Origin of the sequence: Nocardioides zeicaulis, from assembly GCF_042432345.1 — a bacterium.
Taxonomy (GTDB): Bacteria; Actinomycetota; Actinomycetes; order Propionibacteriales; family Nocardioidaceae; genus Nocardioides; species Nocardioides zeicaulis.
In genome coordinates this window covers 2,512,614-2,523,336 of the sequence record NZ_JBHLXH010000001.1, presented here as the reverse complement: position 1 = coordinate 2,523,336, position 10,723 = coordinate 2,512,614, and the positions used below count along the sequence as shown (strand labels likewise).

14 protein-coding genes are annotated in these 10,723 nt (G+C 73.5%); 4 read left to right on the top strand and 10 right to left on the bottom strand.

Annotation, left to right across the window (positions count from 1 at the left end):
* Both ACFFJG_RS12370 and ACFFJG_RS12365 read right to left on the bottom strand, forming a co-directional pair.
* Positions 1-539: iron-containing redox enzyme family protein (locus tag ACFFJG_RS12370; RefSeq protein WP_378519488.1), on the bottom strand; the 539-nt coding region annotated here is incomplete at its 3' end.
* On the bottom strand, positions 536-1,717 hold the full coding sequence (locus ACFFJG_RS12365) for a zinc-dependent alcohol dehydrogenase (protein ID WP_378519031.1): 1,182 nt from the start codon (positions 1,715-1,717) through the stop codon (positions 536-538). The genes ACFFJG_RS12370 and ACFFJG_RS12365, both read right to left, overlap by 4 nt.
* Positions 1,718-1,825: 108 nt before the next feature.
* Here ACFFJG_RS12365 and ACFFJG_RS12360 point away from each other — a divergent pair, with 108 nt between their 5' ends.
* Complete coding sequence (locus ACFFJG_RS12360) at positions 1,826-2,284, top strand: hypothetical protein (RefSeq protein ID WP_378519030.1); 459 nt, start codon at positions 1,826-1,828, stop codon at positions 2,282-2,284.
* A 13-nt stretch (positions 2,285-2,297) separates the two neighbouring features.
* On the opposite strand, the gene ACFFJG_RS12355 is transcribed toward ACFFJG_RS12360, so the two are convergent.
* On the bottom strand, positions 2,298-3,041 hold the full coding sequence (locus tag ACFFJG_RS12355; RefSeq protein ID WP_378519029.1) for a helix-turn-helix transcriptional regulator: 744 nt from the start codon (positions 3,039-3,041) through the stop codon (positions 2,298-2,300).
* 110 nt (positions 3,042-3,151) lie between these two features.
* Entirely contained in the window at positions 3,152-3,814 is a 663-nt protein-coding gene (locus ACFFJG_RS12350) for an ANTAR domain-containing protein (protein WP_378519028.1), read from the bottom strand.
* 138 nt (positions 3,815-3,952) lie between these two features.
* Here ACFFJG_RS12350 and ACFFJG_RS12345 point away from each other — a divergent pair, with 138 nt between their 5' ends.
* Complete coding sequence (locus ACFFJG_RS12345) at positions 3,953-4,642, top strand: HAD family hydrolase (RefSeq protein WP_378519027.1); 690 nt, start codon at positions 3,953-3,955, stop codon at positions 4,640-4,642.
* 129 nt (positions 4,643-4,771) lie between these two features.
* Here ACFFJG_RS12345 and ACFFJG_RS12340 read toward each other — a convergent pair whose 3' ends face one another.
* Together ACFFJG_RS12340 and ACFFJG_RS12335 are read right to left on the bottom strand one after the other, a co-directional pair.
* Positions 4,772-5,215 carry a hypothetical protein gene (locus ACFFJG_RS12340; protein WP_378519026.1) on the bottom strand — a complete coding sequence of 148 codons (444 nt, stop codon included), beginning with the start codon at positions 5,213-5,215 and terminating at the stop codon, positions 4,772-4,774.
* 88 nt (positions 5,216-5,303) lie between these two features.
* Positions 5,304-6,281 (bottom strand): zinc-binding dehydrogenase, encoded by a 978-nt coding sequence (locus ACFFJG_RS12335; RefSeq protein WP_378519025.1) that lies wholly within the window; start codon positions 6,279-6,281, stop codon positions 5,304-5,306.
* 191 nt (positions 6,282-6,472) lie between these two features.
* Here ACFFJG_RS12335 and ACFFJG_RS12330 point away from each other — a divergent pair, with 191 nt between their 5' ends.
* A complete protein-coding gene (locus ACFFJG_RS12330; RefSeq protein ID WP_378519024.1) occupies positions 6,473-6,856 on the top strand; it encodes a response regulator in 384 nt (127 codons plus the stop codon).
* Here the strand turns inward: ACFFJG_RS12330 and ACFFJG_RS12325 are convergent.
* Positions 6,853-7,440 carry a DUF6198 family protein gene (locus tag ACFFJG_RS12325; RefSeq protein WP_378519023.1) on the bottom strand — a complete coding sequence of 196 codons (588 nt, stop codon included), beginning with the start codon at positions 7,438-7,440 and terminating at the stop codon, positions 6,853-6,855. The genes ACFFJG_RS12330 and ACFFJG_RS12325 overlap by 4 nt on opposite strands.
* 4 nt (positions 7,441-7,444) lie before the next feature.
* Positions 7,445-7,915 (bottom strand): PPOX class F420-dependent oxidoreductase, encoded by a 471-nt coding sequence (locus ACFFJG_RS12320; protein ID WP_378519022.1) that lies wholly within the window; start codon positions 7,913-7,915, stop codon positions 7,445-7,447.
* 24 nt (positions 7,916-7,939) lie between these two features.
* Here ACFFJG_RS12320 and ACFFJG_RS12315 point away from each other — a divergent pair, with 24 nt between their 5' ends.
* A complete protein-coding gene (locus ACFFJG_RS12315) occupies positions 7,940-8,383 on the top strand; it encodes an SRPBCC family protein (RefSeq protein WP_378519021.1) in 444 nt (147 codons plus the stop codon).
* 2 nt (positions 8,384-8,385) lie between these two features.
* On the opposite strand, the gene ACFFJG_RS12310 is transcribed toward ACFFJG_RS12315, so the two are convergent.
* Entirely contained in the window at positions 8,386-9,636 is a 1,251-nt protein-coding gene (locus tag ACFFJG_RS12310; protein ID WP_378519020.1) for an FAD-binding protein, read from the bottom strand.
* The gene (locus ACFFJG_RS12305; RefSeq protein ID WP_378519019.1) at positions 9,633-10,661 is read right to left on the bottom strand and encodes an aldose epimerase family protein; all 1,029 of its coding nucleotides are present in this window, start codon (positions 10,659-10,661) and stop codon (positions 9,633-9,635) included. Before ACFFJG_RS12305 ends, ACFFJG_RS12310 begins: the two co-directional genes overlap by 4 nt.
* Between the last annotated feature and the right edge of the window lie 62 nt (positions 10,662-10,723).

Here is a 10,723-nt window from a genome sequence, read left to right as displayed (position 1 = left end):
TGGTGGTGCAGCCGGTTCGGGTCGCCGTCGCCGTACTCGTCGAAGAGCAGCTCCATGAGCGCGGCCTTGGCGCGCACCGGCAGCCGCGGCACGACCCACGCGGAGGGATCGGACTCCTTGAGGTGGTAGACCGAGCGCTGCCGGAGGAGCTCGAGCACCTCGTCACGGTCGGCGTGTCGCCGGACGTGGTCGGCGAGGGACGGACCGTCGTCGGCGGCGACCAGCGCCTCGAGCGCCGTCGGCACGTCGTGCTCGGGGTCGACGACGTGATCGGCGGCGAGCCAGCGCTCGCGCAGCCTGCGCTCGAGGGACGCCTCGAGCTGCTGACGCACCACCAGGGGCCCCGGGGCCCACTCCGCGACGGGGTCGGCGTCCTCGAACCCGTGGTAGGACAGCTCGTGGAGGGTCCAGAGCGCGATCGCCTCGTCGTCGACGGAGTCGGCGGCGGCCGGCATCGGGCCCGTGTCGGCGTCGCTGTTGGTGGAGAGCCGGGCCACGACCCACTCGCTCATCGCCCCGCGGGGCTTCGGCAGCCTCACGGGGTGAACACGACCTTGACCATGCCGTCCTGCTTGTCGCGGAAGCGCTTGTAGGCCTCGGGCGCCTCCTCGAGCGGGAGGTGGTGGGTGGCGAAGGTCTCGACGCCGAGGACGTCCTCGTCCTGCTGCAGCAGCGTGAGGATGTCGTCGCTCCAGCGCCGCACGTTGGCCTGGCCCATGCGCAGCTGGATCTGCTTGTCGAACAGCTGGAACATCGGCAGCGGGTCGGTCGCTCCGCCGTAGACGCCGGAGATGCTGATCGTGCCGCCGCGGCGCACCGCGTCGATCGCCGTCATCAGGGCCGCGAGCCGGTCGGAGCCGGCCCGCAGCATCAGCTTCTCCTGCGCCTTCTTCGGCAGCAGGCCGACCGCCTTCTGCGCGGCCTGGGCGATCGGCGAGCCGTGGGCCTCCATGCCGACCGCGTCGACGACCGCGTCGGCGCCGCGGCCGTCGGTGAGCTCGCGCACCCGCTCGGCCACGTCGTCGACCTGCGAGAAGTCGATGGTGTCGGCGCCCGCGGCGTGGGCCCGGGCGAGGCGCTCGTGCACGGCGTCGACCGTGATCACGTCGAGCCCGCGGTGGCGCGCGATGCGGGTGGCCATGTCGCCGATCGGCCCGGCGCCGAGGACGAGCAGCGTGCCGCCCTCCTCCACGGCGGCGTACTCGACCGCCTGCCAGGCGGTGGGCAGCACGTCGGAGAGGAAGAGGAAGCGGTCGTCGGGCGGGCCGTCGGGGATCTTGATCGGGAGCGTGTCACCGAAGGGCACCCGCAGCATCTCTGCCTGGCCGCCGGGGACCTGTCCGTAGAGCTTGCTGTAGCCGAACAGGCTCGCGCCGGTGCCGTAGTCGTGGTTCTGCGTGGTCTCGCACTGGCTGTAGAGCCCGCGCGAGCAGGTCCAGCAGGTGCCGCAGCTGATGTTGAACGGCACGACCACCCGGTCGCCGGGCTCCAGGGTGGTCACGGCCGAGCCGACCTCGCGCACCACGCCCATCGGCTCGTGACCGACGATGTCGCCGGGGGTCATGAACGGCGTGAGCGGGTCGTAGAGGTGGAGGTCGGAGCCGCACAGGCCGGTGGAGGTGATCTCCACGACGACGTCGGTGCGCTCCTCGATCTGAGGGTCGGGGACCTCCACGACCTGCATGTCGTGACGTCCCTGCCAGGTGACTGCCTTCATGCCGGGCCCAGTGCCCCCGGCGTGCCGTCCGCATGCGCCTGCGTCGCACGCGCCCGTCCCTGCGGGTGGGCGCGCATGGCTCGCGCCGCCGGTGGGAACCACGCCGCCATGACTGACACTGCACCCGATCCCGAGCACCAGCGCCCCGAGGGCGTGAGCGACGCGACCGTCGAGGCGCTCGGCAAGCTCTCCGCGGCCCTCGACCACGTCGAGGACGCCCGCGGCCACATGTATGCCTTCCACCGCCTCATGGGTAGCGCCGAGACCACCCTCGAGGAGGCCACGAAGATGCTCCGCGAGGCCGGCCACGACGCCCTGGCCGACGACTTCGACCGGGACGTGCTGGGCCAGAACCCCCTGCCGGGGATGTGGTCCTTCCAGATGGTGGAGGCGTTCGACGACACCTTCTACGCCCGCACCAAGGGCCTCGAGCAGCGAGCGCTCGACGAGCTCGTCGGCGGTCGCCGCCACGTCTTCGAGGCGGAGATGAAGCAGCTGCGGCGCACCCACGGCAGGACCGGGCACGAGGCCACCCCCGAGGAGGCGTACGACGCGCCCGGCTCCTGACCGGGAGGACAGCTCAGGCGGGGACTCGCCGGGCCGGGGCGACCCGGGCCGGCGCCATCCGCGACTGCGGGGCGACGCGGGCCTGCGGCGGCACGCGGGAGGGGATGCTCGCGGCCGAGGGCGTCGCCTCGTGCTGCGACAGGAGCAGGCCGTGCTGGACGGCCCAGAGCACCGCCTGCGAGCGGGAGGTGACGCCGATCTTGGAGTAGGCGCCACGGATGTAGGACTTCACCGAGTTGATGCTGAGGTTGGTCGCCTCGACGATGTCCTGGTTGGAGCGGCCGGAGGCGATCATGCCGAGCACCTCGGTCTCGCGGGGGGTGAGCGGCCACTCGTCGGGGGCGCGCCGTCCGGTGCGCGGCGCCACGGCGCCGGTGTCGACGAGGATCCGTCCGTCGGCGATCTGGAGCAGGTCGCGGACCAGGCGTCGAGCCGGCAGCGCCTTGCTGACGAATCCCGCGGCACCGCGGGCCATCTCGGTGGAGACGGACTCGGGGCTGCAGTCCCAGCCGAAGGCGACCATGCGGCTCGGGAAGCGCTGCGGGATGCCGCGCCCGCCCGGGGAGCCGCGATGGGCGGAGGGCTCGTAGAGGGTGAGGTCGCAGATCGGGCTCGGGGCGTCCATGCGGTGGGGCACCACCGAGATGACCGCGGAGTGCGGCTCGAGCATGGCACGCATGCCGTGCACGACGAGCTCGCTCTCGTCGAGGACGGCCACCTTGATGTGGCGGAGTGCGGTCGGGGTCTGTCGTTCCATGACGCGGTGGTACCCCGCAGGGTGACCCCGTATGCGCCCAACCCCGGACAAACTTTGGACAAACCTCGGACAGAGGGCGGACAGGGGTTGGACAGGTGTCAGGACCGGCCTCAGGACAGGATCGACCTCGTCACCTTCGCGGCCTGCACCTCGGAGACCTCGGCGGCCTCCGCGGCCCGCACCAGGGCGTCGTGCGCCTCCGGCGTGGAGACGTCCGTCCGCGCCGCGAGCAGCCCGGTCGCGACGTCGACGATGCGCTGCTCGCGCAACCGCTCGGGCGCCTCCTCGGCGCGCCGGAGCGTCTCGAAGCCGAGGTCGGCGTTGGTCACGGCGCCGGCCTGCCAGGCGCCCAGCGCCGAGACGAGCCCGTCGATGCGGTCGTGGAAGGCGTGCGCGGTCGAGGCGTAGAGGTCGATGGTGAGCACGGCCCGTCCCTGCTGCACCACCGGGAGCGACACCGTGCTCTGGATGCCCTCGAAGGCGCGCTCGCGCGCCATGTCGGCCCACTCGCCCTCGTCGAGCGCGTACGCCGGCGCCTCCGGCTCGGCGGCGCTCGCGGGTGCGGCCGCTGACGCGCGGGTCGCTGTGCGGGCCGGGTCGTCGACCAGGGTGAAGGTGAGGTCCTCGTCGAGCAGCGTGACGCTCAGCGCGACGCACTCAGGGACGCTCCGCACGGCCCATCCCTCGATGACCCGCAGCAGTCCCTCCACGTCCTCGACCGAGAGCGTGACGTACTCGTCCAGGGCCTCCTTGCTCTGGGGCAGCAGCTCCATGGCGGTCCTGTCGGTAGATCGTCGTCGGCGGCCCCGTGTGGTCCCGCCGTCGCCCTCGATGGTCCTCCGCGCCCTGCCGGGTCACCACACCCAGCAGGGCGGGCGCATGCCCGGTTCGGGACGGGGGTACGGCTCCGCGTGAGCAGCCCCACGTCCGAGAGCACCCCCCAGCGCGAGCTCCCCGTCGTCGTCCTCGACCTCGACGGCACTCTCGTGGACTCCGTCTACCACCACGTCGTGGCGTGGCAGTGCGCCTTCCGCGACGTCGGGCGCCCGGTGGGCGCCCTGCGCATCCACGAGGCGATCGGGATGGGCGGTGACCGGCTCGTGGCGCACGTGGCCGGGGCGAGCGCGGAGGCTGCGGTCGGCGACGACGTCCGCGCGCTGCACGACAAGCACTTCCGCGCGGCGCTGCGCAGCATCTACGCCCTCGACGGCGCCGCCGAGCTGGTCACCGCGATCGCCGACCGCGGCCACCGCGTCGCGCTGTCGAGCTCGTCGGAGGCCGACCTGGTCGACGACCTGCTCGAGCTCGTCGACTCCCGGGGTCGGATCGGCACCGTTATCACCGGCTCGGACGACGTCGCCAGCAAGCCCGGCCCCGAGAGCGTGCAGGAGGCCGTCCGGCGCGCCGGCGGCGGCACGGCGATCGTCGTGGGCGACGCGGTGTGGGACGCCCTCGCCGCGGAGGCCGCCGGCGCCCGCTGCATCGGCCTGCGCAGCGGTGGCGTGGGGGCCGAGCGGCTCACCTCGGCCGGCGCCTCGTGGGTCTTCGACGACCCCCGCGACCTCGTGGCACGCATCGACCAGAGCCCGCTCCGCGGCTGAGGAGGAGGAACCATGAGCACGTCCACGCCACAGCCCGGCACCCAGGGCGACCCGCAGACCAGCCCCGACACCGACCCGGTGAACGACCCCGCGAACGACCCAGCGGTCGACCGGCCCGACAGCTGACCCTCAGCGTCGAGCGCAGACCAGGTCGACCTGCATCTCGGCCTCCGCCGGGATCTCGACGCCCGGCGCGCACACGAGCGCGAGCGGGTCCGGGGCGGCCTCGACGGCGGCGACGCCCGCGTCGAACGCCGCCACCACGTCGGGGCACGCGTGCTCGAGGCCGATGCGGGTGACCGCCGAGGTGGCGGTGTCACCGCTCAGGGCGAGCTGCACGGTCCACGCCCCGGCGTCGGTGCGCTGGCAGTCCACGCCCGCCGCGGCCTGGAGGGCGGCGAGGTCGAAGGTGTCGGTGCCGAGCTCGGCGGCGACGGCGGCCCGCCAGGCCGCCGTCCCCTCGTCCTCCTGGTGGGCGGCGTCCACGGCCGTGGCCGGGGACGCCGCGCCTCCGTCGGAGCACGCCGAGACGGTCGGGACGAGCAGGAGCACCAGGAGGAGGAAGGCACGCATGCGAGCAGGCTAGGAGCGCCCGCCCGACCCCGTCCGGCGTTTGTTACCGCTCGGTACGTGATGCGCGACTCACCCGTTCGTCAGGGCCTCAGGGACGGAACAGGATCTTGCCCGCGCGGCCCGCGGACTGCGAGGCCGTGACGGCACCGGCCGGGTCGTCGAGGCCGTAGGTGCCGCCGGGGGTCAGCGACAGGGAGCCGTCGAGCACGAGGCCGATGAGCTCGCCGAACAGCCGCGTGCGGTCGTCGGCCGACATCCGGCTGCTGACCCTGGCGCCCCAGAAGCCCTTGACGGTGAGGTGCTTGAAGATGACCGGTCCGCTGCTGAGCACGAGGGGCTGGTTGCTCGCGGCACCGAAGGTGACCAGCAGGCCCTCCTCGCCGAGCAGCTCGGCGAGCCCGCCCGCGACGTCGCCGCCCACCGAGTCGATCGCGGCGCGTGCGCCGCCCTCGCCGATGAGCGCCCGGGCCTGCTCCACCCAGTCCTCGGTGTCGGTGGCGACGACGTTGTCGAGGCCGAGCGCGGCGAGCTCGGCGACCGCCTCGCTGCGGCGCACGAGGTTGACCAGGTGGAGGCCGCGGGCCTCGGCGAGCACCGCGACGACCTTGCCCACCGCTCCGTTGGCGGCGGTCTGCACGATCCAGTCACCGGGCTCGACGTCGAGGAACTCCACCAGGCTGATCGCGCTGAACGGCATGGCGATCAGCTGGGCGGCCGCCTCGTCGGACATCGCGTCGGGCACCGGCACCAGCGCGGCCGCGTCGGCGACGAAGTGCTCGGCCCAGGTGCCGGGCGTGCCGGCGACGGACACGCGCCGGCCCAGGAGGGCCTCGTCGACGCCCTCTCCGACGGCCTCGACGACGCCGACGGCCTCGGTGCCCCCCACGGCCGGGAGGGACGGGCGCACACCGTAGCTGCCGGTCACCGTCACCAGGTCGTGGTTGTGGATCGGGGAGAGGATCGTGCGCACCAGCACCTGCCCGGCGCCCGCCTCCGGGGTGGGGACCTCACGGGTGGTGAGGACCTGCTCGGGTGCTCCGAAGGTGTCGTGTCCGACGCTGCGCATGGTGGTGCTCCTCTGTGGTGCCGGGGTGTGCGGGGTGTACCTCCGGCCCAACCGGCGCCTCGGGAAGCCTGTTCCGTGCCCATGGGAGACCTTCGTCTCCCGCGGGCAGTGCCTTGGTTCTGCGGCAGTTCTTGAGCAGACGCATACGCTCCCCAGCACCACGCGCGCCCGCGGGCACCCACAATGGCGGCATGACGCGCATCCTCGTCACCGACGACGACGACGACATCCGCGAGTTCGTGAGCTTCGTCCTCGCGCGTGCCGGGCACGACGTGAGCACGGCTCGCGACGGCGCGGAGGCGATCGCCTTCCTGACAGCGGAGCACTTCGACCTGCTCGTGGTCGACCAGCACATGCCGCACGCCACGGGGGCCGAGGTGCTGCACGCGCTGCGCCAGCGCACCCCCCGCACCAAGGCGCTGCTGATGTCGGGCGACCACCAGATGGGCACGGACGCCGAGGTCGCGGACATCCAGCCCCACTTCCTGCGCAAGCCGTTCAACCTCACGGCGCTGATGGTCGCGGTCGAGGCGCTGGTGGGCGACGAGACGGCGCCGGCGGTCGCGACCGCCTAGCCCTGGTGCACGTCGACCCGCAGCGCCCTGCTGGCGAGGTCGACGCACGGCCCGAGCGCGACGATCACCGCGATCGTCCCGACGCCGACGGTGGCCCCGAGCAGCCACCCCACGAGCGCGCCCCCGCCCTGCACGGCGCTGTAGCTCCAGCGGAAGGGCAGCGGCGGGTCCCACGCGAGCGCGGCGGCCTCGGCCGGTCCGGCGCCGGTGTGGCTCCCGAGATAGGCCGCGATGCCGGCCGCCAGCACGGGGAACGCCGCCACCAGGAGCACGGCGCGCCACGCCAGTCCGTCCGGCGGCTCCAGCACCCGGAGCAGCAGGTCGACGGTGACGCCGACGACGACCACCTGCACGACCGTGCCGACGCCGGGCAGGACCCGCCGGGTCGCGGCCAGCGCGAGGAAGGCGAGGCTGACGAGGGTGTTGCACAGCAGGAAGCCGGTGCCGGTGCTCAGCGCGATGCCGTTGACGAGGGTGGAGTAGCCGTCGGAGCCGAGGTCGGCGGTGAGCAGCATCGAGACGCCGACGCCAAGCACCACGCACCCGACGACCAGCTGGACCAGCCGGCGGGGAGACGTCGTCACGCGGTCAGGCGAGCTCGGGCGGGAAGCCACCGGTCGACACCGTGCTCCAGCGGGTGGGCGTGACCCGCAGCAGCGACTTGCCCTGCTTCACCATGGCGGCGCGGTACTCCTCCCAGTCCGAGTGCTCGCCGGCGATGTTCCGGAAGTACTCGACGAAGGCGTCGAGCGCCTCGTCGCCGTCGACGGCGTCCAGCACCTCGCACGTCCCGTCGACCTGCACCCAGGCGTCGTCCCAGTCGTCGGAGAGCACGAGCACCGAGACGTCGGGCCGCGTGCGCGCGTTCCTGGTCTTCGCGCGCTGCGGGTAGGTGGCGATCACGATGCGGCCGCTGTCGTCGACGCCGCCGCTGACCGGCGACGCCTGCGGGGAGCCGTCCTTCCGGCGCGTCATCAGCACCATGTGGTGGCGCGGGCGCACGAATTCGAGGAGCTCGTCGAGGCCGACATCGGCGTTCGTCGCGGTGCGGGGTGCCATGGGCCCGAGGCTACTGTCGAGCGCATGACCACCGTGAGCCGCACCTTCGACGTCCGCCCCGACCCTGCCGTCGTCCTCGACTACCTCAAGGACTTCTCGAACGCCGAGGAGTGGGACCCCGGCACGGTGTCGTGCACCCGCAACGACTCCGGCCCGGTCGTCGTCGGGTCGACCTGGCACAACACCTCGAAGATCGGGGGGGTGAGCACCGAGCTGACCTACACGCTCGAGCAGCTGAGCGCCGACACCATCGTGCTGGTCGGCCGCAACGACACGGCGACCTCCACCGACACCATCACCGTCGTCCCGAACCCCGACGGCGCGGGCAGCCGGGTGACCTACGAGGCGCACATCGAGATGAAGGGCGCGGCCAAGCTCGCCGACCCGGTCATGAAGGTCGTGTTCGAGAAGGTCGGCAACGACACCGAGGACGACATGACGACGGTCCTGAACCGCCTGGCCGGCTGACCTCAGCGCACCCCGAGCCGCTCGACGAACGGGTTCACGAAGCACCGGTCGGGGTCGAGCCGGTCGGCCAGCGCGCGGAAGTCGCGGACCCCCGGACTCGCCTCGACGAACCGCTCCCGGTCCGGGCCCGAGGACACCTTGGCCCAGTGCGGGCGGGGGTCGAACGGGGCCAGCGCGGCCTCCAGGGCCGCCAGCGCGGGGCGTACGACGTCGAGGTCGCTCACCCAGGTCACGTGGAAGGCCACGGACGCGCGGTCGCGGAACGGGCTCAGCCACAGGTCGTCGGCCGCGATCGTGCGGACCTCCATGACCTGGAGCGCCCCGGCCAGCCGCGGAGCCACCGCCTCCACCGCGGGCCAGGCCCGCGACAGGTCCTCCAGCGCGACGAACATCTCGCTCTGCAGCTCGTCGCCGACGCTGGGCACGTGGTCGGCGCGGAAGTGGGGCAGCCGCTCGTGCCACGGGCCCGGCACGCCGAGCTGCGGCGTGGCGGCGTCGGCGGGCAGCCGCGGGATCGGGTGCACCGGCACCGTCGCCACCCGGCCGCCCCAGGTGCCGGTCGCGGGCCGGTCGACCCGCGCCTTGCGCCAGACCGAGTCGAGCCGGCCGGGCGTGCCGAAGGTGGTGAACAGGCTGATGCTGTGGGCCGACGACATCAGCGCCACCCCGTCCTCGGCGACCACGCTCGTGGGGACGTCGAGCAGCACGTCCTGCGCGACGTCGTAGGTCGGCTCGAGCCGCAGCCAGACCCGGGACACCACGCCGAGGCTCCCGAGGGCCAGCGCGGCACCGCGGAGGTCGTCGTCGCCCGCGCGCAGCCGCAGCACCTCGCCGTCGGCCATGACGAGCTCCACGCCGCTGACCGACGTGGCCAGGCAGCCGTTGCCGACGCCCGACCCGTGGGTGCCGGTGGCCGTCGCCCCGCCGACGCTGATGTGCGGCAGCGAGCCGGTGTTGGGCAGCGCCCAGCCCTGCGCGTGCAGGAGCGGGCCGACCTCGGCGTAGGTCATCCCCGCGCCGACCACCGCCTCGCGCGCCTCGGCGTCGACCTCCACCTCACGCGGCAGGCCACGCGTGGACACGAGGGTGCCGTCGGTGTCGACGAGGTCGTTGAAGGAGTGGCCGGACCCGGCGGCCCGCACCCGCGTCGCGCCCGCGACGACCTCCTGCAGCTCCTCCAGCGAGGCCGGGACCCGCACGTCGCCGGTGCTGTAGGCGATGTTGCCGGCCCAGTTGGTGCGCACGCCGCTCACGCCTCCTCCCCCGGCTCGGCCGGGCTGGTGCCGAAGCGCCACTCCATCCGGGCCCGGTAGGTCTCCCCGGGGCGGAGCACCGCCGACGGCCACCCCGGCCGGTTCGGCGAGTCGGGATGGAGCTGCGGCTCGAGCGCGACCCCGTCACCCTGGCGGTACCTCCCGCCGCTGGTGCCGAGGCGCGAGCCGTCGAGGAAGTTGCCGGTGTAGACCTGCACGCCCGGCTGGTCGGTCCACAGCTCGACGCACGTGCGGGTGCGAGGCGAGGCGAGCACGGCCGCGGGCCGCAGGCCGCTGCCCCGCACGACGAAGTCGTGGTCGATGCCGCGTGACCCGACGACCTGCGGGTGGTCGCTACGCACGGCGCCGCCGATGCGCGTCGGGATGCGGAGGTCGAACGGGGTGCCGTCGACGGGTGCGTGGTCGCCCAGCGGGATGCCGGTGGCGTCGACGGGTGTGTACGCATCGGCCTCGACGGTCAGCAGGTGGTCGTCGACCGTCCCGGCACCCTCACCGTCGAGCTGGAAGTAGGTGTGGTTGGTGAGGTTGACGACGGTGGGGGCGTCGGTCGTCGCCTCCATCTCCACGCTCACCACCTCGGCGCCCGCGCGGTAACGCACGGTGGCGGTGACCTCGCCCGGGAACCCCTGGTCGCCGTCGGGGCTGACCAGCGACAGCACCACCTCGTCGGGGGTGTGCGACACGACGTCCCACACGCGCGCGTCGAAGCCGTCCGGGCCGCCGTGCAGGCTGTTGCCGCGGTCGTGGGTGCCCACCTGCACCTCGCGGCCGTCGAGGGTGAACCGGCCGGCCGCGATGCGGTTGGCGTACCTGCCGATCGTGCCGCCGAGGTAGGCGTCGCTGGCCCGTCGCTCGGCGAGGTCGGGGTGCCCGAGGACGACGTTGCGCCGCTCGCCGTCGCCGCACTCGACGACCAGGCGGTGCACCGTCGCCCCGAGCGTCAGCACCTCCACGACGGGGCCGGGGGCGCGGCCGATGGTCAGGACCTGGTCCTCAGGGGTCACGCGTCAGCCTCCGGGTCGGTCGCGACGAGCATGTGAACGCTCACACTAGCGAGCGGGCCCTC

Coding starts and splice junctions, on each gene's coding strand:
- ACFFJG_RS12365 (WP_378519031.1), bottom strand. CDS start 1,717: ATGAAGGCAGTCACCTGGCAGGGACGTCACGACATGCAGGTCGTGGAG.
- ACFFJG_RS12360 (WP_378519030.1), top strand. CDS start 1,826: ATGACTGACACTGCACCCGATCCCGAGCACCAGCGCCCCGAGGGCGTG.
- ACFFJG_RS12355 (WP_378519029.1), bottom strand. CDS start 3,041: ATGGAACGACAGACCCCGACCGCACTCCGCCACATCAAGGTGGCCGTC.
- ACFFJG_RS12350 (WP_378519028.1), bottom strand. CDS start 3,814: ATGGAGCTGCTGCCCCAGAGCAAGGAGGCCCTGGACGAGTACGTCACG.
- ACFFJG_RS12340 (WP_378519026.1), bottom strand. CDS start 5,215: ATGCGTGCCTTCCTCCTCCTGGTGCTCCTGCTCGTCCCGACCGTCTCG.
- ACFFJG_RS12335 (WP_378519025.1), bottom strand. CDS start 6,281: ATGCGCAGCGTCGGACACGACACCTTCGGAGCACCCGAGCAGGTCCTC.
- ACFFJG_RS12330 (WP_378519024.1), top strand. CDS start 6,473: ATGACGCGCATCCTCGTCACCGACGACGACGACGACATCCGCGAGTTC.
- ACFFJG_RS12320 (WP_378519022.1), bottom strand. CDS start 7,915: ATGGCACCCCGCACCGCGACGAACGCCGATGTCGGCCTCGACGAGCTC.
- ACFFJG_RS12315 (WP_378519021.1), top strand. CDS start 7,940: ATGACCACCGTGAGCCGCACCTTCGACGTCCGCCCCGACCCTGCCGTC.